Source organism: Janthinobacterium sp. GW823-FHT01H08, assembly GCF_058797855.1.
In genome coordinates, this window is record NZ_CM179504.1 from 715,568 (window position 1) to 737,570 (window position 22,003).

19 protein-coding genes are annotated in these 22,003 nt (G+C 62.5%); 9 read left to right on the top strand and 10 right to left on the bottom strand.

What is annotated here, in order from left to right:
- Positions 1 to 4: 4 nt before the first annotated feature.
- The 8 genes from AC3RCG_RS03115 to AC3RCG_RS03150 all read right to left on the bottom strand — a co-directional run bounded on the left by AC3RCG_RS03115 (position 5) and on the right by AC3RCG_RS03150 (position 8,934).
- On the bottom strand, positions 5 to 784 hold the full coding sequence (locus tag AC3RCG_RS03115; RefSeq protein ID WP_070223429.1) for a spermine/spermidine synthase domain-containing protein: 780 nt from the start codon (positions 782 to 784) through the stop codon (positions 5 to 7).
- Positions 785 to 843: 59 nt separating this feature from the next.
- The gene (locus AC3RCG_RS03120) at positions 844 to 1,368 is read right to left on the bottom strand and encodes an FxDxF family PEP-CTERM protein (protein ID WP_070223431.1); all 525 of its coding nucleotides are present in this window, start codon (positions 1,366 to 1,368) and stop codon (positions 844 to 846) included.
- A gap of 238 nt (positions 1,369 to 1,606) precedes the next feature.
- Entirely contained in the window at positions 1,607 to 2,923 is a 1,317-nt protein-coding gene (locus AC3RCG_RS03125; RefSeq protein ID WP_227742088.1) for a sensor histidine kinase, read from the bottom strand.
- 14 nt (positions 2,924 to 2,937) lie between these two features.
- Entirely contained in the window at positions 2,938 to 4,290 is a 1,353-nt protein-coding gene (locus AC3RCG_RS03130) for a sigma-54-dependent transcriptional regulator (protein ID WP_070310037.1), read from the bottom strand.
- A 28-nt stretch (positions 4,291 to 4,318) separates the two neighbouring features.
- Positions 4,319 to 5,557 (bottom strand): ABC transporter permease, encoded by a 1,239-nt coding sequence (locus AC3RCG_RS03135; RefSeq protein ID WP_070310036.1) that lies wholly within the window; start codon positions 5,555 to 5,557, stop codon positions 4,319 to 4,321.
- A 28-nt stretch (positions 5,558 to 5,585) separates the two neighbouring features.
- Positions 5,586 to 6,908 carry an ABC transporter permease gene (locus AC3RCG_RS03140; RefSeq protein ID WP_492405472.1) on the bottom strand — a complete coding sequence of 441 codons (1,323 nt, stop codon included), beginning with the start codon at positions 6,906 to 6,908 and terminating at the stop codon, positions 5,586 to 5,588.
- Positions 6,909 to 6,917: 9 nt separating this feature from the next.
- Complete coding sequence (locus AC3RCG_RS03145) at positions 6,918 to 7,634, bottom strand: ABC transporter ATP-binding protein (protein WP_070223441.1); 717 nt, start codon at positions 7,632 to 7,634, stop codon at positions 6,918 to 6,920.
- A gap of 34 nt (positions 7,635 to 7,668) precedes the next feature.
- On the bottom strand, positions 7,669 to 8,934 hold the full coding sequence (locus AC3RCG_RS03150) for an efflux RND transporter periplasmic adaptor subunit (protein ID WP_492405474.1): 1,266 nt from the start codon (positions 8,932 to 8,934) through the stop codon (positions 7,669 to 7,671).
- Between the two features lie 213 nt (positions 8,935 to 9,147).
- Between AC3RCG_RS03150 and AC3RCG_RS03155 the strand changes: the two genes are divergently transcribed.
- Positions 9,148 to 10,713, top strand: coding sequence for a MutS-related protein (locus AC3RCG_RS03155; protein WP_492405476.1), 1,566 nt, complete (start codon positions 9,148 to 9,150; stop codon positions 10,711 to 10,713).
- A gap of 9 nt (positions 10,714 to 10,722) precedes the next feature.
- Here the strand turns inward: AC3RCG_RS03155 and AC3RCG_RS03160 are convergent, their stop codons facing one another.
- Positions 10,723 to 12,648 carry a phosphoethanolamine transferase gene (locus tag AC3RCG_RS03160; protein WP_492405478.1) on the bottom strand — a complete coding sequence of 642 codons (1,926 nt, stop codon included), beginning with the start codon at positions 12,646 to 12,648 and terminating at the stop codon, positions 10,723 to 10,725.
- A 425-nt stretch (positions 12,649 to 13,073) separates the two neighbouring features.
- On the opposite strand from AC3RCG_RS03160, the gene rpsL reads away from it, so the two are divergent.
- The 6 genes from rpsL to AC3RCG_RS03190 all read left to right on the top strand — a co-directional run bounded on the left by rpsL (position 13,074) and on the right by AC3RCG_RS03190 (position 19,043).
- A complete protein-coding gene (gene rpsL / locus AC3RCG_RS03165; RefSeq protein WP_010394376.1) occupies positions 13,074 to 13,457 on the top strand; it encodes a 30S ribosomal protein S12 in 384 nt (127 codons plus the stop codon).
- Between the two features lie 152 nt (positions 13,458 to 13,609).
- Positions 13,610 to 14,080 carry a 30S ribosomal protein S7 gene (gene rpsG, locus AC3RCG_RS03170; protein WP_010394377.1) on the top strand — a complete coding sequence of 157 codons (471 nt, stop codon included), beginning with the start codon at positions 13,610 to 13,612 and terminating at the stop codon, positions 14,078 to 14,080.
- 108 nt (positions 14,081 to 14,188) lie between these two features.
- On the top strand, positions 14,189 to 16,294 hold the full coding sequence (fusA, locus tag AC3RCG_RS03175; RefSeq protein WP_070223447.1) for an elongation factor G: 2,106 nt from the start codon (positions 14,189 to 14,191) through the stop codon (positions 16,292 to 16,294).
- 72 nt (positions 16,295 to 16,366) lie between these two features.
- Positions 16,367 to 17,557: an elongation factor Tu gene (tuf, locus tag AC3RCG_RS03180; RefSeq protein WP_077398776.1), complete on the top strand. Its 1,191-nt coding sequence runs from the start codon at positions 16,367 to 16,369 to the stop codon at positions 17,555 to 17,557.
- 179 nt (positions 17,558 to 17,736) lie between these two features.
- A complete protein-coding gene (gene rpsJ, locus AC3RCG_RS03185) occupies positions 17,737 to 18,054 on the top strand; it encodes a 30S ribosomal protein S10 (protein WP_010394389.1) in 318 nt (105 codons plus the stop codon).
- Between the two features lie 143 nt (positions 18,055 to 18,197).
- Positions 18,198 to 19,043 carry a DUF817 domain-containing protein gene (locus tag AC3RCG_RS03190; protein ID WP_070221709.1) on the top strand — a complete coding sequence of 282 codons (846 nt, stop codon included), beginning with the start codon at positions 18,198 to 18,200 and terminating at the stop codon, positions 19,041 to 19,043.
- A 22-nt stretch (positions 19,044 to 19,065) separates the two neighbouring features.
- Here the strand turns inward: AC3RCG_RS03190 and AC3RCG_RS03195 are convergent, their stop codons facing one another.
- Positions 19,066 to 19,611 carry a tetratricopeptide repeat protein gene (locus tag AC3RCG_RS03195; protein WP_492405566.1) on the bottom strand — a complete coding sequence of 182 codons (546 nt, stop codon included), beginning with the start codon at positions 19,609 to 19,611 and terminating at the stop codon, positions 19,066 to 19,068.
- A gap of 176 nt (positions 19,612 to 19,787) precedes the next feature.
- On the opposite strand from AC3RCG_RS03195, the gene creB reads away from it, so the two are divergent.
- The gene (gene creB / locus AC3RCG_RS03200; RefSeq protein ID WP_070292463.1) at positions 19,788 to 20,519 is read left to right on the top strand and encodes a two-component system response regulator CreB; all 732 of its coding nucleotides are present in this window, start codon (positions 19,788 to 19,790) and stop codon (positions 20,517 to 20,519) included.
- Complete coding sequence (gene creC / locus AC3RCG_RS03205; protein WP_070292326.1) at positions 20,516 to 21,937, top strand: two-component system sensor histidine kinase CreC; 1,422 nt, start codon at positions 20,516 to 20,518, stop codon at positions 21,935 to 21,937. The genes creB and creC overlap by 4 nt, the downstream gene beginning before the upstream one ends.
- Positions 21,938 to 22,003: the final 66 nt, after the last annotated feature.

Sequence of the window (22,003 nt, forward strand, 5' to 3'; positions counted from 1 at the left end):
CGCCTTACTGCTGATCCTGCATCCACTGCTTCAAGCCGTTGACCCAGTTCTTGGCGGGCAGGTTGAACTGTTTCTTGATGGTGGCGGCGCGTTCATATAGCTCGCTGAAGTCGAGCGATGGCGATTTTTTGAAGGCCAGCACGACGATGTTTTCATCTTCCATTTCCGGCACCCAGACGACGGCGTCGAAGACCAGTTCCATCGCCTGCAAGTTCTTGTCGTAGTTGGGGAAGTCGCCGAAGACATTCGTGCACATGATGCCGTCGTCCGTCAGGCAGTCAAAGCAGGCCTGGTAGAACTCGGGCGTGTCGAGCACGGGGCCGCGAGCGTCTTCGTCGTACAGGTCCACTTGCAGCGCGTCGACCGTGCCGTGGTTGGCCGGGTCGAGCACGAAGTCGAGCGCATTCATTTCGCGCACGTCGAGGCGAGCATCGTTCGGCGGCAGCGCGAACTGGGCGCCGCAGATGGCGATCACGTTCGGATTGAGTTCGATGGCCGTGACCGTGGCGTCGGGAAAGCGGCGGTAGCTGAACTTGGTCAGCGCGGCGCTGCCCAGACCCAGCTGCACGATGCGTTTGGGCTGCGTCTTGAACAGCATCCACATCATCATCATCTGCACGTACTCGAGCTCGATGGCGTCAGGTTTGTCCAGGCGCATGGCGCCCTGCACCCACTTGGTGCCCAGGTGCAGGTAGCGGATGCCGCGGTGTTCGGTGGTGGTGGCGGGCGGGTGGCCCGGGTGGCTGAAAGCGGTGTTGCTGGTGGAGATAAAGTCGGTCGTCATGGCGCCAGTTTAGCAGCCGCCAAAGAAAAAGACGCCGTGGCGTCTTTTGGTTAGAGCGCTCAAGATTGCTTGCGGCGTCGCGCCAGGAAGCCGAGTATGCCCAGGCCGGCCAGCAGCATGCCATAGGTTTCCGGTTCGGGAACGGGCGCCAGGTTCAGATTGAAGACGCCGCCATAGCTGCCGCCCTTGGTATTGCCGATGACGGTGAGGACCAGCGGGCCGTTGAACAGGAGGCTTGTAGGCGCCAGGACTTCGCCCTGGGCATAGCCAAAGGGGGTGGGGCTGCCAAACCCCGTCAGGCCGATGCCATTCAGGTTGGCGCTGCTGAAGCTGATGGAAGAGCTGTCCGAACCCGTGACGGACAGGTTGGCCAGGAAGGCTTGCGCGGTTGAACCGAAGGTCGCGTTGGGCGTGAACGTGAACGTATCGGTGAAGTCGCCGAGCGGGCTGGGAACGGCGCTGAAGCCGCTGGTCCACAGATTGCCCGTGGTATTGACGAGGTTGACTGTGTAGGCGGTGGCGCTGGCGCTGCCAATGGAAGCAGCGCTCAGGACTGCCGCTGCGATGAGTGATTTTAATTTCATATTGATCCCCGCGAAAAAACGATTAATGTTTCAAAAAAACCGTACCGCGTTGATAAATTATCGCCGAGACTAGTCATTGTCAATTAGTTATTTTGATATCATTATGCAAACTCAAATAGCTTATTTCTAACACACGGGCATGGCGCCCGTGTGGTTGCAATATTTGACATGATAATTATCAATATTGCACTGAAAAATAATTGCGGGTGATGTGATTTAAAGATCGTTACACAAGGAACTAATTTCTGTCGAGTAAGGGAAGAATCAAGGTCACCGCCAGGCCGCCGTCCTCGCGGTTGGCCAGGGTGATGCGCCCGCCATGGGCTTCGGCGATTTCGCGCGCCAGGGCCAGGCCCAGTCCCGTGCCGCTGCGCTTGGTGGAATAAAACGGCACCAGCGCGTTTTCCAGCACGGCGCCGCTCATGCCCGGCCCGCGGTCGCTCACTTCGATGCGCAGCTGCCCTTGCGCCTGGCTGACGTGCAGGCCGATATGCTGGAGCTTGGAGCCGGACTCCAGCGCATTCTTGAGCAGGTTCAGCAGCGCCTGCTGCATTTGCGCCGCATCGAACACGGCAGCCTGCGCGGGAGGCGGACCGTCCAGCGTGAAGGCCGCTTGCGAGGCCAGGCTGTCGAGAAAGGGTTGCCATTCGCATGGCGCCAGGCGCGGCGCGGGCAGCTTGGCAAAACGCGCATAGCCGAGGATGAAGGTTTCCAGGTGGCGCGTGCGCTCTTCGATGGTGGCGAGGATTTGCGGCAGGCGTTCCGTCTGGCCGCGGCGCACCAGCTCGGCGCCGGAATGGGCCAGCGAGGCCAGCGGCGCCAGCGAGTTGTTGAGCTCATGGCTGATGACGCGGATGACCTTTTTCCAGGTTTGCACTTCCTGGCGCCGTAGCTCCAGCGTCAGCTGGCGCAGCAGCAGCAGTTCGTGCTTGCGCCCGTTCAGGCTGAAACTGCGCCGCGCCAGGTGGTACACCTCTTCCTGTTCCCCTTCGCCGCTGGTAAACAAGCCGTCGTTGCGGCGCGCCAGCGCTTCGGCCAGGGCCGGCGCCGCCTGCCGCACGATGTCGGCCAGATGATGCCCTTCGAGCCGGCGCCCGTGGTGCAGCAGCTGGCGCGCGGCCAGGTTGGCGTAGACGATGGCGCTGCCCTCGGCCACCAGCAGCATGGCCACCGGCGTGTTTTGCACCATGGTGTCGAGCAGCAGTTCGCGCTGCACCAGGTCCAGGCGCTGCTTGCGCAGCACGTCGCCCAGCGCATTGTGGGCCGCCACCAGGTCGGCCAGTTCATCGTTCTGCGGCCAGCGCAGGCTGAAGCCGAAGTCGCCGTCCTGGTAGCTGGCGACCGTGCCGCTCAAGGCGCGAAACAGCGACAGCATTGCCTGCAGCTGCGCGCGGATGGTAATGACGGCCACCGGCAGCACGCACAGCAGGGTCCCGGCCAGCACCAGCAGCGGCTGGCCTGGCAAAAAATGCGCGAGCAGCAGGGCGATGACGATGCCCAGTACCAGCAAGGTGACGATCAGCGCCGTCCAGCGCGTGAGCAGGGAAAGACGCATGGGGCGGTCTGCCATCAGCCGCGCGCGATGCCCAGGCGCTCCATGCGCCGGTACAGGGCCTGGCGCGACAGTCCCAGTTCCTGCGCCGCCTGCGCCACCACGCCGTGCGCGCGCGCGAGCGCCGCGGTGACGCTGTCGCGGTCCGGTTCCACCGCGGCGGCATCCTGCGGCGCGCGCGGCGATGCCGCACCGGCCAGCGGCAAGCCCGTTTCCAGCGCGCCGATCACCGGGCCGGCCGTCAGCAGGCTGGCGCGCTGCATGACGTTTTTCAGTTCGCGCACATTGCCCGGCCAGCCGTGGGCCAGCAAGCTAGCCTGCGCCTGCGCGTCCAGCGTTTTTTCGCTGCCCAGGAAATGCCGCGCCAGCACGAGGATGTCCAGCGGACGCTGGGCCAGCGGCGGTAGCCGCAGTTCGATCACGTTCAGGCGGTAGAACAGGTCTTCGCGAAACGTGCCGGCCTTGATCATCGCCGGCAGGTCGGCATTGCTGGCGCTGATGACGCGCACTTTCACTTGCCGCTCGCGGTTCGAGCCGAGGCGTTCGAAGCGCCCCGTTTCGAGCACGCGCAGCAGTTTCATTTGTCCGGCCAGCGGCAGGTTGCCGATCTCGTCGAGGAACAAGGTGCCGCCGTCGGCCGCGTCGAACTTGCCGTCGCGCGCCCGTGTGATGCCGGTATAGGCGCCGGCCTCGGCGCCGAACAGTTCCGCCTCGATCAGCTCCACGGGAACGGCGCCGCAATTGAGCACGACGAAGGGGCCGCCGGCGACCTGGGAATTGGCTTGCACGATGGCGGCGATGCGTTCCTTGCCGCTGCCGTTCGGCCCCGAAATGAGCACGGGCACGTCGGCGCGCGCCACCTGGCACGCCAGGTGCACGACTCTTTCGGTGGCCGGGTCTTGCCATACCATGCCGCGCAAGTCGAAGTCGTGTTCCAGAGCGTGGCGCTGGCGCTGCTCGGCCAGCACGCGCTGGCGCAGCGCGCGGTTGGCCTGTCCCAGTTCCAGCAGGTTCTGCACGCTGGCGATCAGGCGTCGGTCATCCCAGGGCTTGGCCAGGTAGTCGGCCGCGCCGGATTTGATCAGGTCGACGGCCGCGTCGAGCTGGGTCCATGCCGTCAGCAGGATCACGGGCAGGTCGGGGTAGCGCGCGCGGATCGCGTGGAACAGCGCGCTGCCTTCCTCGCCCGACGTGGTGTCTGCCGTGAAGTTCATGTCCTGCACCACCAGGTCGATGGCGTGGCGCTCGAGCAGGCGCAAGCCTTCCTCTGGCGAGGCGGCGCGCACGGCGTCGATCTCGTGCAGGGAAAACAGCACGTCGAGCGCAATGGCCACGGCGGCATTGTCGTCAATAATCAGTACGGTAGGCATGCGCGCAGCATATCACTCAGGTGCCGGCTCAGGTACTGCGGGTGGCAGTGGCCGGCGAAATGCTGGCCGCGCGCCATGCCGGGCCGTACACGGCGCCCAGGCCCAGCAGCCAGAACACGAGCGCGCCGGCCAGCAGGTAGCCGGGCGGCAGGCGCGCCATTTCCAGCTGGCTTACCAGCAGCTGGTTCAAGCCCAGGGCCAGCAGCACGCCGCACGCCACGCCGACGCTGGTGATCATGAAATTCTCGGTCAGGAAGTAGCGCAGGATGTCGACGCGGCGGGCGCCCAGTGCGCGCCGCACGCCGATCTGCTTTCTGCGCTGCGTCACCCACAGGCTGGCGATGCCGACGATGCCGCTGGCCGTCACGAGCAGCAGCAAGGTCGACACGGCGATCAGCATCCAGGACAAGCCCTGGTCGGCCCGGTAGCGTGACGTGCGGTGCTTTTCCAGTGTATCGGTGCGTACCAGCAGGCGCTCGCTGGTGGCGCTGCGGATGGCTTGCTCGGCCTCCTTCATCAGGCGGTCGCGCTGGCCCGGCTCGGCCCGCACGGCGTACAGCAGCGAGTCGCGCGAACCCGTCAGGCGCGCCGGCAGGATCAGCGAATGCTCGCCATGCGCGCTGACCTGGCCGACCTGTGTCTGCAACCGCTCCACCACGCCGATCACGCGCATTTCGTCGTCATCGTCGCCGGTGCCGTTGAACAGGGTCTTGCCGACAAAGCTGCTTTCGCCAGGCCAGATCTTTTGCGCTGCGGCGAGCGTCACGATGACCACCTTGGGAAAGGTCTCATCGACTTTTTCATCGATTTCCAGCACCTCGTCGGGATGGAAATCACGGCCTTCCACCAGCTTGAGGCCGTATGTCTTGACCAGCGAGTCAGGCGTGAAATACATCGACGTGGTGGCGCTGGCCGTGGGCTGTCCACGCTTGATGGAGACATTGGTGCTGCTGCCGGAACGCGACAGCACGGCCTGCGAGGTCTGCGCCACGGAGAGCACGCCGGGCAGGCTGCGCAGCAAGGCGGCCTGGCGTTTCTGGTCGGCCAGCTGGCGCTGGTGGCTGCCTTTGTCCATGCTTTGGATATTGACATAAAAGATGTCGTTTTCAGCGGCCACGCCGGTGGGGCGGGCGGCGATCGCCTGGCGCAGGTTAACGATATGCAGGGCGTTGGCCAGGATGGCCAGGCTGATGGCGACCTGCACGGCGACGAGTACGGCACCGGTTTTGCTGCGCATCAGTGCCGACAGGATGGGGCGGATTTCCATGTTGAACCTCATTGCGGTACGGTGAATGTCATTGGGATTTGAGCTGTATCGCCGGCGTCACCTGGCAGGCGCGCCAGGTGGGCAGCAACCCCGCCAGCAGGGCGGCCAGCACGGAGACGGCAAACGTCAGCAGCAGCATCGGGATATCCATGTGCGCCACGGTGCCCAGTTCCTTCGATTGCGAACGCACGACGGCCAGCGCTGCATACGCCAACAGCAGGCCCAGCACGCCGCCGGCCAGGCCGATGACGCCCGTCTCGATCAGGAACTGGCGAAAGATGTCGCGCCGCGTGGCGCCCAGCGCACGGCGGATCCCCACTTCACTGGCGCGCACGGAAAACTTCGCCAGCAGCAGGCCGATGGTATTGACCAGGCATAGCAGCAGGAAGCCGAAGGCCAGCCAGGCCGCCAGCTTGTTGTCGTTGTCGACCACGTTCAGGAACACCATCCATTCCTTGACGTTGTACAGCGCGTTGGGCGCGTGGCGCGGCATGCGGCCCAGCTTGCGCTGCTCGGCAGCATAGCTGTCGAGATATGCCTGCAGCTCGCCACGCTGGCCCGCGTTTTCCATCTCGAACCAGAACTGCAGCCAGGTACAGTCCGACGCCAGGGTGCCCTGGAAGCCGGGGCCGCGTTCGACGCCGCTGCAGGCCATGCCGCCGTCATGCCGCGTTTCATGGCGGATGGCGCTGGCAAACGGAATGAAGAATTCATCTTCCGTGCCAAAGGCGCCCTTGCTGCCGATGATGCGGTGTATGCGCGGCACGGGATCCCAGTGATCGAGCACGCCGCTGACCAGATAGGGCTGTCCCAGTACCGTCACGCGCCGGCCCACGGGATTGACCGTACCCAGCAGTTTTTCCGCCAGCGAGCGGCTCAGCACGATGATGTCGGCGCCGCTGGCGTCATCGGTTTCGCTCCATGGCTGGCCATACAGGAAGGGGACTTCGAACATGGCGAAGAAATCGCGCGTGGGCGCCAGGCCCTGGGCCTGGAAGGCGCCGATATCCGTGCGTGCTGGCTCGACCGGGCCGGCCACGCCGTACATGACGGTGCGGCGCACGCCCATGTTGCTGGCCATGAAATTCTTCGCGTCGGTGTAAGCCAGCTGCGACTGGCCGAAGCTGGGCTTGGCGCCCGGCACATAACTTTTCAAGGGGACGACGTCGATCATCGGCACGAACAGGCGGTCGCTCTTGTGCGGCAGCGGGTCGCCCGACATGGCATGCAGGATGGTGACGGTCGACACGCTGGCGGCCACGCCGACGGCCAGGGTCAGCACCATCAGCGCGGTCAGGGCGCGGTTGCGGCGCAGGCTGCGCAGGCCCAGCGTGAAATAGTAGCGGAACATGGTCTCTCCTTACGCGGTCGCGGCGTGCTGCGGCCTGGCCGACAGCGAGGCGCCGTGCTGCACCAGGTCCGACACCTGGCCGTCGATGATGTGCACGTTGCGCTGGCTGCGCAGCGCCAGTTCCGGATCGTGCGTGACCATCAGGATGGTGGTGCCTTGCGCGTTGATGTCTTCCAGCAGCTCCATCACGCCGCGCGCCATCTGCGTGTCCAGGTTGCCCGTCGGTTCATCGGCCAGCAGCAGCTTGGGCGACCCGGCCAGCGCGCGCGCGATCGCCACGCGCTGCTGCTGGCCGCCCGACAGTTCGGCTGGATAGTGTTTCATGCGCGACGCCAGGCCCACCTTGGCCAGCGCGTCCTCGATGCGCTCCTTGCGCTCGGCGCGGTTGAAGCCCCGATAGCGCAGCGGCACGTCGACATTGTCGAACAGCGACAGGTCGGGAATCAGATTAAAACCCTGGAAGATGAAGCCCAGCTTTTCATTGCGCAGGCGCGAACGGGCATTGTCGTCCATGCCCCTGACGTTGACGCCGTCAAGGATGTATTCGCCGTCGGTGAATTCCTCGAGCAGGCCGGCGATGTTCAGAAAGCTCGTCTTGCCCGAGCCGGACGGCCCTGTGACGGTGACGAATTCACCTTGTTGTACGTGGATGTCGAAGCCGCGCAGGGCGTGGGTTTCGATCATGTGGGTGCGGTAGACTTTGCTCAGGTTGTGCATGCGCAGCATGGCGGGGCCTCTTGTGGGGTGAGATGAGTGAGATTCAGTTGAGCGAGACGCGGGCGGCGTTCTCGAAGTTTTCCGTGCCGGCGACGACCACCTTGTCGCCCAGCTTCAAGCCGTCGAGGATTTCCACGGCCGCCACGCTGGTCGCGCCCAGTTTGATCGGCGTGCGCATCGCCACGCCGTTGCGCACGACGTAGGCGAAACGGCCGCCTTCGGCTTCGACGAAGGAGCCGCGCGCCAGCATCAGCACGTCCGGTTTTTCATCGATCAGCAGGCGCGCCGCCACGCGCTGGTTCTGGCGCAGGCCGGCCGGCTGCGCGCCGTCGAAACGCACGCGCGCCAGCACCTGGTTTTTCACCACTTCGGGCGACAGCGCCGACAGCTTGCCGGTTGCCTTGACTGCGCCCGTTTCGATCTCGGCGCGCATGCCCAGGCCCATGTCGGCCACATAGGTTTCCGGCACTTCAAGCTCGACTTCCAGCTGCGACAGGTCGACCAGGGTCATCAGCGCGGTATTGGCTTGCACCACGCTGCGGTTGGCCACCGACAGGGTGCCGATGAAGCCGTTGACGGGCGCGCGCACGGTCAGCTCGTCGACCCTGCGCTGGGCGTTGTCGCGGACGAGGCGCTGGCGTTCCAGTTCGTTGACCTTGGTCTTCAGCGCCAGGGTCACGTCTTCGCTTTCCAGGCCCGCCGCCTGCGACGCGTGCTTGCTGCGGATATCGGCCGAATTCAGGGCATCCTTCGCCTTCTGGTAATCGATCTTGGCGATGATGCCCACCTGCGCCACGCTCTCATAGCGCTCCAGGGTGCGCTGCGCGGACAGGCGCTCGATCTCGGCCGTGTCGGCTTCACGGCGCGCCAGCAGTTTCTGCTTCTTGGCCAGGATCTGCTGGCGCGCCACTTCCGCCTCCAGCTGCTGCACGCTCGACTGCTCGCGCTTGAGGGCGTCGGACAGGTCAGGCGACTCCAGCACGGCCAGGATGTCGCCCTTTTTCACCGTGTCGCCCGCCTTCGCTTTCAGCGTGACGGTGGCCACCGTGGTCGAATACAGGGTGGGGCTGATCGAGGCGACCACGCGGCCCGTGACGGCCGCGTCGCGGATCAGGGTGCCGCGCGTGACGTCGGCGATGCGCAGGCGGCTGCTGTTGACGGAATGCTCGCTGTTGCGCCAGCCGGCAACGACCGCGACGGCGGCGCCGATGACGATGACGGCGCCGGCCAGCAGCAGGGCGCGTTGCTTGCGGCGCTGGCCCGGCGGGGCGGACAGTACGGCGTCTTGAGAGGAGGTATCGCGGATCATGGTCATGTCTCGTGAAGGATGACTTTTCCAATGCACGATCCATGCCAATAATTAAGTCGTTGATTTGACTGGGAAAAATATCGGGCGTCCGGCTGTCCGCCGTGTCCGTGCCGTCCGGCGTGTCCGCAGGCGCAGGCGCAGGCGGCACTTGATAAATTGGCAATCGCCTGCATCTGCGGTGGCATTCCCTTCATCGACTCCTCCGCAGGCGCCATGCATCCGTTCCTCCAGCAACTTTTCCCTGCCAGCGCCTTCGCGCCGGCGCTCGATTATCCTTTCGCGCGCAGCGACGTGGCGATGCTGCAGCGGCTGACGGGCGAGGCGCCATCGCTCGATGGCCAGACCTGGGACGAGCTGCTGCTTGACCAGTATGCGGCGCAGCTGGCGCGCGAGACCAGCATCTTCGGCCAGCAGGAGCTGCACCGGCGTCTGAGCGGCGGCCAGGCCGATCCGGCCTCTGTCGCGCGCGTCCGGCAATTGCTGGACGACCCGGCACAAGTGGCCAGCCTGGAGCGCGTCTGCCTGCCCTTGCGCCAGGCCGATACAGAGGTGAGCGAGACCCTGTTCGGCGCGGCGCTGGCACCGGCGCCATGGTGGAGTGCCTGGCTATGGCTGGTGCCGCTGGCCCTGTTGCTGGCCATCGCCGCCGCCTGGCTGGTGGGCTGGCCGGCGCTGTTTGGCGTGCTGGCCGCCTGTGTCGCGCTGATGGCCGTACAGGTGCGTTTTTACGAAAGCGCCAAGCAATGGGAGCGCACGCTCGATACCTTGCGCCTCCTGCTGAAAACCCGTGCCGCGTTGGCGCGGCTTGATGGACCGGCAGCCTTGCCATGGGCTGCCGGCGGCGCGCAGGCGGCCAGGCTGACGCGCGCCATCGAGCGCTCGCTCCTGCACTACGTGCCCTTCATCGATACGGTACTGGTCGAATATGGCGACTGGCTCCTGCTGAAAAACATCAAGCGCTATTTCCGCACGCGCCAGTTGGTGGCGCGGCAGCTGCCCTTTCTGCGCGACAGCTTCACCCAGGTGGCGCAGCTGGAAGCGGACCTGGCGCTGGCGCGGCACCTGCGCGCGCTTCCCGTGTTTTGCTGGGCGGGCACCGCGGCGCCGCGCTCCCTGGCCTTGCAGGGCATGCGGCATCCACTGCTGGCGAACGCCGCGCCGCTGTCGTTCGGCGTGCAGGGCAAGGGGGGCTTCATCTCCGGACAGAACGGTATCGGCAAGAGCACCTTGCTGCGTTGCATAGGCTTGAACCTGGTCTGCGCGCGGGCCTTTGGCTTTTGTCATGCGCACAGCGCCGATGTGCCGCGCCTGGCCGTGTATGCGAGCATGCAGAACGAGGACTCGCTCGATGGCGGCGAGAGTCTGTACATCGCCGAATTGCGCCGCGCGCGCGAATTGCTGGCGTTGGCCGAGGAGGGGACGCCGGCGCTGTTCCTGATCGACGAGATTTTTCGCGGCACGAACCACCTCGAATCCGTGGCGGCGGCTGCCGCCGTGCTGCATACGCTGGCCGCGCGCCACCTGGTGATCGTCTCGTCGCACAACCTGGTGCTGGGGCCCTTGCTGGAAGACTGCCTGGCGCCGTGGTGCGTGCGCCGCGACGATGCGGGCGCGCTGCTGCTGGCGCCCGGCGTGCTGCAGGCCACGAACGGCATCGCCCTGCTGGCGCAGCGGGGCTTTGACAGCGCCATCGAAGACAAGGCGGAACGCGTCTTCGACTGGCTCAGCATGCACATGGCGCAACCGGCCGATTGCGGCGGCGTGCTGGAACGGGCGTGATGGCCGCCCTTACTTGTCCTGCTTTTCCGGCGTGCTCTTGTCGATCACTTCGCGGCAATCGCCGCGGATGATGGCGTTGTCGTAGTTGGTCCAGCCGTAGCTGTCGACGTAGCGCTTGTGCTGCTTGAAGCGGGGGCTGGCGATGCTCCATTCGGGCTGTTCGCCGGCAAAGCGGATGTCGCCCAGGTCGAGCAGGGTGTGGAACATGTTTTCCGTCGACAGGCGCGCCTTCTGATGGCGCCGCAGCTGCGTCACCTTGTCCGGATAATGCTGCTGGAATTGCGGCGAGTACCAGACGAAGGCGGGCACGTGGAATTCGAACTGCGTGTTGTGCCCATGGAAGGCCAGGCGGCAGGTGCCGTCGTACAGGGTCTGGCCGTGATCGGCCACGTAGACGAGCGAGCTGCGCAGGGCGGTGCGCTGGCCGTCGTCCTTCAGCATGCCGATCACGTTCGACAGGAACCAGTCCGTGTACAGGATGGAGCTGTCGTAGCTGTTGTTCAGCTGCGGCTTGATGGCCGTGTCCGTGTAGACGGGCTTGTCGACGCCGAACAGCGACGGCTGCCACTTGTCGAACGATTTCGGATAGCGCTGGCTGTAGTTCCAGTGGCTGCCCAGGGTATGCAGCACGATGAGTTTTTTCGGCGCCGGGTCGGCCAGCGCGTTCCTGAACGGATCGAACAGGATCTGGTCGAAGTTCGAATTGTTGGTAAAGCCGCCCAGGTTCAGGAACTGCACCACGTCCGCTTCCTTGGCAAATACGGACACGGGCGTGTCGAACTGGCCGAACGAGATCTGGTTCGACAGCCAGTAAGTCTTGAAGCCCGCTTCCTTGTAGGCGGTGAGGAAGGATTTTTCCGAGAAGCCATCCTTGAGGCTTTGCGTGGCCGGCTTGCGCGAAATGATGACGGGCACGGACAGGCGCGTGGCGGAAACGGCCGTGATGACGTCGGCCAGCGGCACCAGGTTGGCTTCCTGCTTCAGCAGGGGATTGGTGTCGCGTTCGTAGCCGTTCAGGCTCCAGCGGTCGTAGCGCGACGATTCGCCGATCACCATGACCACCACTTCCGGATGGGGATCGGGCTGTTGCTGGTGCGCGCCGAAACGGAAGCTGCTGCTCTTCTGTCCCAGCTCGGCCAGGTACCGACGCTCCTTGTAGAAATCGAAGCCGCGCGCGGCCAGGCCGAAGGGCCAGGAATTGCTGACGGTGTCGAAGGCGTAGGGCAGGCGCGCCCAGTGGGGCAGGCTGGGCCAGCCCAGGCCCGTCTCGTCGGCGCCGGCGATGCTGGCGTTCTCGGGCTTGCTGCTTTCCTCGTCTTCCTCGGCCGTTTCGTCGTCGGCCGAACTGGCGTCGCCGAAGCCGGAGGCACCGGCCTTGCCGCTGGCCGCCGGATGGCTGGCCTTGGCGGATGCGGGGGCGCTGTGCAGCACCTTGGCCTCGAAACCGAATTCGTAGCCATACCACCAGAAGCCGCCCAGCAGGATCAGCAGCATGAAGGCGGCCGGGCGCGTCTTGCCGCGCCAGTCCAGGTCGCGCGTGCGCGTGGCCGCATACCAACTCAGGGCGCACCAGGCGATCACGCCCAGCATGACGGCGCCCATCAGCCATACTTTTTGCCCGAGGAATTCCATCGCTTCCTTGGGACTGGTTTCGAAGATGATGCCCAGGTGGTGCGTGGAAATACCCTGGCCATAGAAGATGAACAGGTAAATTTCCGTCGGCAGGGCCAGGAAGGCCGGCACCAGCAGCCAGTGGAAGTAGGCGGGGCGCTGGAACACGCTCCAGACGGCTAGCCAGGCCAGCAGCTCGAACGTGAGCATCTGCCACGGATGCTCGAGCGCGCGCCCCAGCAGCGTGGGGATGAAGGGCACGGCCGTCAGCAAGGCATACGTCAGGAGCAGGAACAGATTGGCAGGGCGAAGCAAGGAGCGCATAAGGGAAGGCAGCGAAAAATGTCCGCTATTATCAATCCTTTTGTTGTCTCGCGTTCATACAAGAATGCGACCGTGCATTCCGTGGTCGCTAGGAAAGAATGCCAAATCATCAATCGTTTTCGGATGCCGGCGTCCGTATGGTGTCGCCAGAAATTAGTCAAAATGCCACAAATACCCCCGTTCTTTGCCTTTTTTTATAGCAAAAAGCGGTAAACTGATTGACCCCCTGTAACACAAGGTCTAAACTAGCGAGTTCTCGATTTTATTCTGCTCATCGTTTACGCATTACTTGGCATTTCATGGCCGCTCCTTATCGAGTGGCTGCGGGCGCCTCCGGTGCGCAGTAGATGAAAGCGGGACGAGGTTTTAGTCGCCGGGCATCTTGCCCGGGTTATTAATCGTAGTTTTTTGTTGGATTTATAACGATGCCAACCATCAATCAATTGATTCGCAATCCACGCGTCGCTTTGACCGTGAAGAGCAAATCGCCGGCGCTGGAAAACAGCCCGCAAAAACGTGGCGTCTGCACACGTGTTTACACCACGACTCCAAAGAAGCCTAACTCGGCTCTGCGTAAAGTCGCTAAAGTTCGCCTGACCAATGGTTTCGAAGTCATTTCGTACATTGGCGGTGAAGGCCATAACCTGCAAGAGCATAGTGTTGTGCTGTTGCGCGGCGGCCGCGTCAAGGATTTGCCGGGTGTGCGTTACCACATGGTTCGCGGTGCCCTCGATACCCAAGGCGTCAAAGACCGTAAGCAATCGCGTTCGAAGTACGGTACCAAGCGCGCTAAAGCTGGCAAGAAGTAATAAGTTGTACGCAGCAAACCCAAGTTTCGCTCAGTGGCAACTAGCTAAGTGAATGTAGTCGACCGCATCTGGTCGAGTAAGTGGAAGACTATGATGGTCGTCCGCGAGTGTGCGAAGAACGCGCGCTCAACTGAAGATTGAAAGGAATTGATATGCCACGTCGTCGTGAAGTACCCAAGCGCGAAATTTTGCCAGATCCAAAATTCGGCAACACTGATGTCGCTAAATTTGTAAACGTGCTGATGCTGTCCGGTAAGAAATCGGTTGCAGAAAACATCATCTACGGTGCTTTCGAGCACATCGCAGCAAAATCGGGCAAAGATCCGCTCGAAGTTTTTGCTACCGCAATCAACAACGCCAAGCCATTGGTTGAGGTGAAATCCCGTCGCGTCGGTGGTGCAAACTACCAGGTGCCGGTCGAAGTTCGCCCAGTCCGTCGTATGGCCCTGTCCATGCGTTGGTTGCGTGAAGCTGCTAACAAGCGCAGCGAAAAATCGATGCCACAACGCCTCGGCGGTGAGCTGATGGAAGCGGCTGAAAGCCGCGGCGGCGCGATGAAAAAACGCGACGAAGTCCATCGTATGGCTGAAGCGAACAAAGCGTTCTCGCATTTCCGCTTCTAATATAAAGCCAGCTACCGCAAGGCGGCTGTCAAGCATCTGTTGTTCGAGGCCGGGCTCATTTTTGCAAAAAAATGCTGCTCGGTTTTGTCCATTCATTTAGGATTAATTATGGCCCGCAAGACCCCCATTGAGCGCTACCGCAATATCGGTATTTCCGCTCACATCGATGCAGGTAAGACGACCACGACCGAGCGCGTCCTGTTCTACACAGGCGTGAACCACAAGCTGGGCGAAGTCCATGATGGCGCTGCCACCACCGACTGGATGGCACAAGAGCAAGAGCGCGGTATCACGATTACCTCGGCTGCTGTTACGTGCTTCTGGAAAGGCATGGCAAACAACTTCCCAGCGCACCACATCAACATCATCGACACCCCAGGCCACGTTGACTTCACCATTGAAGTGGAACGTTCGATGCGCGTGTTGGATGGCGCCTGCATGGTTTACTGTGCAGTCGGCGGCGTGCAGCCACAATCGGAAACGGTATGGCGTCAGGCTAACAAGTACAAAGTGCCGCGTCTGGCCTTCGTGAACAAGATGGACCGTACCGGCGCCAACTTCTTCAAGGTCTACGATCAGATGCGTTCGCGTCTGAAAGCGAACCCAGTACCTATTCAGATGCCTATCGGCGCTGAAGACGTCTTCACCGGTGTGATCGATCTGGTCAAGATGAAAGCGGTTATCTGGGACGACGCGTCGCAAGGCATGAAGTTTGAATACGGCGACATTCCTGCACACCTGGCCGCTGATGCTGCCAAGTGGCGCGAGAACATGGTTGAAGCCGCTGCTGAAGCGTCCGAAGACCTGATGAACAAGTACCTGGAAGAAGGCGACCTGTCGGAAGCCGAGATCAAGGCTGCTCTGCGTCAGCGTACCATCGCCAGCGAAATCGTTCCAATGTTGTGCGGTACCGCCTTTAAAAACAAGGGCGTGCAAGCCATGTTGGACGCGGTCATCGAGTACCTGCCATCGCCTATCGACATTCCGCCTGTCCCAGGTCTGGATGACGACGAGCAGCCAGTCGAGCGCGCAGCTGACGACAATGAGAAATTCTCGGCATTGGCGTTCAAGATCGCAACCGATCCGTTCGTCGGTCAGTTGTGCTTCATCCGTTGCTACTCGGGTACCCTGAATTCGGGCGACTCGGTGTTGAACTCCGTGAAGCAGAAGAAAGAGCGTATCGGCCGTATCGTGCAGATGCAAGCGAACGAACGCGAAGAAATCAAGGAAATGCGCGCTGGCGACATCGCCGCCGTTGTGGGTCTGAAAGACACCACCACGGGCGATACGCTTTGCGACGAAAAAGCCAGCGTGGTTCTGGAGCGCATGGTCTTCCCTGAGCCGGTGATTTCGCAGGCAGTCGAGCCAAAAACCAAGGCCGACCAGGAAAAAATGGGCCTGGCGCTGAACCGCCTGGCTGCAGAAGATCCATCGTTCCGCGTGCGTACCGATGAAGAATCGGGCCAGACCATCATCGCCGGTATGGGCGAGTTGCACCTGGACATCATCGTTGACCGCATGAAGCGCGAATTCAACGTTGAAGCGACCGTCGGCAAGCCACAAGTGGCTTACCGCGAAACGATCCGTAAAGTGTGCGAAGAGTCGGAAGGCAAATTCGTCAAGCAATCGGGTGGTCGTGGTCAATACGGTCACGTGGTTCTGAAGATCGAACCGCAAGAACCGGGCAAGGGCTTCGAATTCGTTGACGCGATCAAGGGCGGTACCGTTCCTCGCGAATACATCCCTGCAGTTGAAAAAGGTGTGCGCGACACGCTGACTTCGGGCGTGATGGCTGGCTACCCAGTCGTTGACGTGAAAGTCACGCTGTTCTTCGGTTCGTACCATGATGTTGACTCGAACGAAAATGCATTCCGCATGGCCGCTTCGATGGCATTCAAAGATGGCTGCCGCAAAGCATCGCCAGTCATCCTGGAGCCGATGATGGCCGTGGAAGTGGAAACGCCGGAAGACTACGCCGGTACCGTGATGGGCGATCTGTCGTCGCGTCGCGGCATGGTGCAAGGTATGGATGAAATTGCTGGCGGTGGCGGCAAGATCATCAAGGCCGAAGTACCTCTGTCGGAAATGTTCGGTTACGCTACATCGTTGCGTTCGTCGACCCAAGGTCGTGCGACTTACACGATGGAATTCAAGCACTATGCTGAAGCACCTAAGCATGTGACTGAAGCAATCGTAAGCTCGAAAGCTAAGTAATAGAAGTTCCGGGCCGGCTTTCACGAGAATGCCGGTCCCTACATTTAAATCATTGTTCTAAGGAAGAATAAAATGGCAAAAGGTAAATTCGAACGGACCAAGCCGCACGTCAACGTCGGCACCATCGGCCACGTCGACCACGGTAAAACCACGCTGACCGCTGCAATCGCAACGGTTCTGTCGAAGAAATTCGGCGGCGAAGCTAAAGCATACGACCAGATCGATGCAGCACCAGAAGAAAAAGCGCGCGGTATCACGATTAACACCGCCCACGTCGAGTACGAAACGGAAACGCGTCACTACGCGCACGTTGACTGCCCAGGCCACGCCGATTACATCAAAAACATGATTACCGGTGCAGCCCAGATGGACGGCGCGATCCTGGTGTGCTCCGCAGCTGACGGCCCAATGCCACAGACCCGCGAACACATCCTGCTGGCCCGCCAAGTTGGCGTTCCATACATCATCGTGTTCCTGAACAAGTGCGACCTGGTCGACGACGCAGAGCTGCTGGAACTGGTTGAAATGGAAGTGCGCGAGCTGTTGTCGAAGTACGAATTCCCAGGCGACGACCTGCCTATCATCAAAGGTTCGGCACGTATGGCGCTGGAAGGCAAAGAAGGCGAAATGGGCGTTGACGCAGTGCTGCGTCTGGCCGATGCGCTGGATGCTTACATCCCAACGCCAGAGCGCGCTGTTGACGGTGCGTTCCTGATGCCAGTGGAAGACGTGTTCTCGATCTCGGGTCGCGGTACCGTTGTGACCGGTCGTATCGAGCGCGGCATTGTTAAAGTCGGCGAAGAGATCGAAATCGTCGGTATCACCGATACCGTCAAAACGACTTGCACCGGCGTGGAAATGTTCCGCAAGCTGCTGGACCAAGGTCAAGCTGGCGACAACGTTGGTCTGCTGCTGCGCGGCACCAAGCGTGAAGACGTGCAACGTGGTCAAGTTCTGGCCAAGCCAGGCTCGATCAAGCCGCACGCGCACTTCACCGGCGAGATCTATGTTCTGTCGAAAGACGAAGGCGGCCGTCATACGCCATTCTTCAACAACTATCGTCCACAGTTCTACTTCCGCACGACGGACGTAACCGGTTCGATCGAGTTGCCAGCAGACAAAGAAATGGTCATGCCAGGCGATAACGTGTCGATCACCGTCAAGCTGATCAACCCGATCGCGATGGAAGAAGGTCTGCGCTTCGCTATCCGCGAAGGCGGCCGTACCGTCGGCGCTGGTGTTGTTGCAAAAATCATCGCTTAATTATTGAGCGAATATAAAAGAAGACGCGTCGTCGCCCGGCGCCCTTCTTTTTATTCAACTGCCGGGGTTGGCAAGCATTTTGGTGCTATCATGTCGACCCTGACGGTTGTTGCGTCAGAAATTCCCGTATGACCTCATTGCCGTGCAAACCGCGCGGTTCGTTCTTTTAAGGAAATATCATGTCGGCACCAAACCAAAAAATCCGTATCCGCCTGAAGGCTTTCGATTACAAGCTGATCGACCAGTCCGCTCTGGAAATCGTTGAGACCGCGAAGCGCACCGGCGCTGTCGTCAAAGGCCCAGTACCACTGCCTACCCGTATTCAGCGTTTCGATGTGCTGCGTTCCCCGCACGTCAACAAAACTTCGCGCGATCAGTTCGAGATCCGTACGCACCAACGCCTGATGGACATCGTTGACCCAACGGACAAAACCGTTGACGCGCTGATGAAGCTGGACCTGCCAGCTGGTGTTGATGTCGAAATCAAACTGCAATAATCGTTTTTAAGAAGGCCGGCGGGGTATCCCGCCGCCTGAGATGGGGCCGGGCCTGCTCACGATCGTGAGTGCGCCCGGCCCCATTGCTTTTGTGCCGTGCAAAACCACTTTACAGTGCCGCCCCCGCCCGATAAAGTTGCCGCATGCTCAACGCCCTCGATACCCACCTGCTCAATGCAACTCCCCGTCAGCGCCTGCGCGGCTGGCCGCGCTTCCTGACCGAATTTTTGTATTTCGGCATCAAGGAGGCGAGGTCATGCCTGTTTGTGGGACTGTTTTTTGCTGCCGTCTTCCTGGTGCCGCGCGCCGGCCTGTTCGGCCTGCCGCGCTATGACGTGCTGCTGCTGGTAGCGCTGGCGATCCAGGGCGCGATGGTCTGGAGCGGGCTGGAAACGTGGGATGAATTGAAAGCCATCTGCCTGTTTCATGCGGTCGGCTTCGCGCTGGAGGTGTTCAAGGTGTCGGGGACGATACAGTCGTGGAGCTATCCCGACTTTGCCTACACCAAGGTGTTTGGCGTTCCCCTGTTTTCCGGCTTCATGTATGCGGCTGTCGGCAGCTACATCATCCAGACCTGGCGCCTGCTCGACATGCGGATCCGCCACCATCCGCCGTACTGGATGGCGGTGCTGATCGCGCTGCTGATCTACGCTAACTTCTTTACCCACCACTACATCGGCGACTATCGCTGGTACCTGGCCGCCTGTGCGCTGGGCTTGTATGCGCGCACCACCGTGGTGTTCCGCCCGCTCGACCGCGACCGCAGCATGCCCCTGCTGCTCGGTTTCGTGCTGGTCGGCTTCTTCATCTGGCTGGCCGAAAACATCAGCACCTTCTGGGGCGTGTGGCGCTATCCGAACCAGCTTGGCGCGTGGTCGGTGGTGCACGTCAGCAAATGGAGCTCATGGTCGCTGCTGGTGGTGATGACGTTCACCATCGTGGCCCACCTCAAGCACATCAAGGCCAGCATCCACGTGGCCCAGCCTTAGGCCCGGCTCTGGCAGTCGCTTATTACAGGCTGGCCGCCACCGCCTCGAAGCGCGCGCCCAGCGCTGCTTGCGGGCCGCCTTGCAGCTGTTTGGCGTACTGGCGCAGCACTTCCGCCGAATACGTGCGCGAGGCGGGCGACAGCTTCGGCAGCAGCGGCAGCACGCGTTCCAGATAGCCCGTGCCTTCCTGCCATTTGCCTTGCGCGGCCAGGGCCGACGCCAGTTCCACCATGCGGCGGCCGACGCGCGCATCGCTGCGCGGCTGCGCCGCCTCCTCCGTGGCCAGGGCTTGGCGGTACAGTTGCTCCGCTTCGGCATTCTTGCCCTGCAAGCGCTTGATGCGGCCCAGGTTGGACTGGCGCTGCGAGACGATGTCCGCGCTGGCTCCGGCCTGCTCGGCGCTGCGCAGCGCCTGTACGCAAGCCAGTTCCGCTTCGCCAAACTGGCCTTTGCGTTCGGCCGCCTTACAGGCATCTTGTTGTGCGTTGGAGGTGGCGAGTGTCGCTGGCGCCGCGCAGGCGGCCAGCAGGCTGACAGCGCATAGCAGGCTGATGGTATGGGTCTTCATAGTCTCCTCGGACGGGTGTCAAACACGGTGTATCGGCGGAGTCATGCCGTAATAAATATACTCCAAGTTTTTTGGGGCGGGTGGCTTTTCGCCGGCGCACGCGATGGACGCCGGATTGACGCCGCTTGCATGCTTCAGGGATACTCCGGGCTTGTCCACTAATGCGTGCCGCCGCCATGTCCAAGACTGTCCTGATCGTGGAAGATGAACAGGCGATTGCCGACAGCATCGCCTATGCCCTGCGCACGGACGGCTTTACGCCGCGCCATGTGATGTTGGGCGAGCACGCCCTGGCCGCGCTGCGCCCCATGTCCGGCGAAGACGCTCAGACGCCTGTTCTCGTGGTGCTCGACGTGGGCTTGCCTGACATGAGCGGGCTGGAAGTATGCCGCCGGCTGCGCCAGTTTTCCGAGGTGCCCGTGATCTTCCTGACGGCCCGCAGCGACGAGATCGACCGTATCGTCGGCCTGGAAATCGGCGCCGACGATTACGTCACCAAACCGTTTTCGCCGCGCGAACTGGTGGCGCGCATCCGCGTCATCCTGCGCCGCGCAGGCGTCGCCCAGGCGCCGCGCGAGGCGGGCATGACGATAGCTGCGCCTGTCGTCGCGACCGCGCCGGCGCGCTTCGAGTTGCGCGCGCTCGAGGCGCGGGTACTGTTTCACGGCCAGCCGCTGGACCTGACCCGCTATGAATACCTGTTGCTGAAAACCCTGCTCGCGCATCCGGGCCACGTGCTGTCGCGCGCGCAGCTGATGGAGCGCGTGTGGAGCGGGGCGCCCGACACGCTCGAGCGCACGGTCGATGCGCATGTCAAATCGCTGCGCGCCAAGCTGCGCGCCGTCGATGCGCAGGCCGATCCCATCCACACCCACCGTGGCCTCGGCTACAGCCTGGCCGGCGCATGAAGATCGGCCTGCGCATTCTGCTCGGCTACTTCCTGATCGTCGGACTGGCCGCGTGGTTCCTGCTGAATGTCTTCATGGAGCAGGTCAAGCCGGGCGTGCGCTCGACCCTGGAAGACACCCTGGTCGACACCTCGCAGCTTCTGGCCAGCCTGGTGGCGCCCGACGTGAAGGCGGGCACGCTGGCGCAGTCGCCCGTGGCCGCGCGCATGCAGGATTACGCGCGCCATGGCGTGGACGTCAATATCAATGGCGTGCGCAAGCGCACGCTCGATTACCGCATCACCATCACGGACCGGCACGGCATCGTGCTGTTCGACTCCAGCGGGCGCGACGTGGGGCGCGACTATTCGCGCTGGAATGACGTGTATCTGACCTTGCAGGGCAAGTATGGCGCGCGCAGCACGCGCAGCCGGCCCGACGACGAGATGTCGACCGTGATGCACGTGGCCGCGCCGATTCGCGACGGCAATGAGGTGATCGGCGTGCTGACGGTGGCCAAGCCGAACGCCAGCGTGCAAGCGTTTGTCGAGCGCAGCCAGCGCAAGATCCTGCAGCGCGGCGCCGTGCTGTTGCTGCTGTCGCTGCTGATCGGCCTGGCGTTCGCGTGGTGGCTGCACCATGCGCTGGGCAAGCTGATGACCTATATCGGCGATGTGGAAGCGGGGCGCAAGGTGGCGCTGCCGGCGCTGGGTACGAACGAGATCGGCACCCTGGGACGGGCGCTGGAGGCGATGCGCACGCGTCTGGAAGGCAAGGAATACGTGGAGCAGCTGATGCATACGCTGACGCATGAATTGAAAAGCCCGATCGCCGCCATCCAGGCCTCGGCCGAGCTGCTGCAGGAAGACATGCCGCCGGCCGAGCGGCGCCAGTTCCTTGCCAGTATCCTCGAGCAGAACGCGCGCCAGCGGCAATTGATCGACAAGCTGCTGGCCCTCGTGCGCGTGGAGAAGCAGCAGCGCCTCGACCACCCCGAGCGCATCGCGCTGGGGCCCCTGCTCGCGCAAGTGGCGCAGGATGCGGCCGCCACGCTGGCGGCGCGCGGCGTGCGCCTGCAGCTTCAGGCGGACGAGGCGAGTGTGGACGGCGATGCCTTGCTGCTGCGCCAGGCGCTGGGCAATCTGCTCGACAACGCGGCCGGCTTTGCGCCGCCGGGCAGCTGCATCGATGTGACGGCGCATCGCCAGGGCACGCACGTGGAAATCGCCGTGCGCGACCGCGGCGCAGGCATCCCCGCGTATGCGCTGGAGCGCGTCTTCGAGCGTTTCTACTCTCTGCCGCGCCCGAGCACTGGCAAGAGCACGGGTCTGGGCCTGCCCTTCGTGCGCGAGGTCGCTTCCTTGCATGGCGGCACGGTCGAGGTGCTCAATCATGCGGACGGTGGCGCCTGCGCGCGCCTGTGCCTGCCGCTGGCCTAGCACACTCTTAGCGCACTTTATTTGCCCGCTTCACACGGACTGCATCGTCAGCGCATACAGCTTTTT

Excerpts from the sequence above, each read along its gene's own strand:
- AC3RCG_RS03115 (WP_070223429.1), bottom strand. The coding sequence starts at position 784 with ATGACGACCGACTTTATCTCCACCAGCAACACCGCTTTCAGCCACCCG.
- AC3RCG_RS03120 (WP_070223431.1), bottom strand. The coding sequence starts at position 1,368 with ATGAAATTAAAATCACTCATCGCAGCGGCAGTCCTGAGCGCTGCTTCC.
- AC3RCG_RS03125 (WP_227742088.1), bottom strand. The coding sequence starts at position 2,923 with ATGCGTCTTTCCCTGCTCACGCGCTGGACGGCGCTGATCGTCACCTTG.
- AC3RCG_RS03130 (WP_070310037.1), bottom strand. The coding sequence starts at position 4,290 with ATGCCTACCGTACTGATTATTGACGACAATGCCGCCGTGGCCATTGCG.
- AC3RCG_RS03135 (WP_070310036.1), bottom strand. The coding sequence starts at position 5,557 with ATGGAAATCCGCCCCATCCTGTCGGCACTGATGCGCAGCAAAACCGGT.
- AC3RCG_RS03140 (WP_492405472.1), bottom strand. The coding sequence starts at position 6,908 with ATGTTCCGCTACTATTTCACGCTGGGCCTGCGCAGCCTGCGCCGCAAC.
- AC3RCG_RS03145 (WP_070223441.1), bottom strand. The coding sequence starts at position 7,634 with ATGCTGCGCATGCACAACCTGAGCAAAGTCTACCGCACCCACATGATC.
- AC3RCG_RS03150 (WP_492405474.1), bottom strand. The coding sequence starts at position 8,934 with ATGATCCGCGATACCTCCTCTCAAGACGCCGTACTGTCCGCCCCGCCG.
- AC3RCG_RS03155 (WP_492405476.1), top strand. The coding sequence starts at position 9,148 with ATGCATCCGTTCCTCCAGCAACTTTTCCCTGCCAGCGCCTTCGCGCCG.
- AC3RCG_RS03160 (WP_492405478.1), bottom strand. The coding sequence starts at position 12,648 with ATGCGCTCCTTGCTTCGCCCTGCCAATCTGTTCCTGCTCCTGACGTAT.
- rpsL (WP_010394376.1), top strand. The coding sequence starts at position 13,074 with ATGCCAACCATCAATCAATTGATTCGCAATCCACGCGTCGCTTTGACC.
- rpsG (WP_010394377.1), top strand. The coding sequence starts at position 13,610 with ATGCCACGTCGTCGTGAAGTACCCAAGCGCGAAATTTTGCCAGATCCA.
- fusA (WP_070223447.1), top strand. The coding sequence starts at position 14,189 with ATGGCCCGCAAGACCCCCATTGAGCGCTACCGCAATATCGGTATTTCC.
- tuf (WP_077398776.1), top strand. The coding sequence starts at position 16,367 with ATGGCAAAAGGTAAATTCGAACGGACCAAGCCGCACGTCAACGTCGGC.
- rpsJ (WP_010394389.1), top strand. The coding sequence starts at position 17,737 with ATGTCGGCACCAAACCAAAAAATCCGTATCCGCCTGAAGGCTTTCGAT.
- AC3RCG_RS03190 (WP_070221709.1), top strand. The coding sequence starts at position 18,198 with ATGCTCAACGCCCTCGATACCCACCTGCTCAATGCAACTCCCCGTCAG.
- AC3RCG_RS03195 (WP_492405566.1), bottom strand. The coding sequence starts at position 19,611 with ATGAAGACCCATACCATCAGCCTGCTATGCGCTGTCAGCCTGCTGGCC.
- creB (WP_070292463.1), top strand. The coding sequence starts at position 19,788 with ATGTCCAAGACTGTCCTGATCGTGGAAGATGAACAGGCGATTGCCGAC.
- creC (WP_070292326.1), top strand. The coding sequence starts at position 20,516 with ATGAAGATCGGCCTGCGCATTCTGCTCGGCTACTTCCTGATCGTCGGA.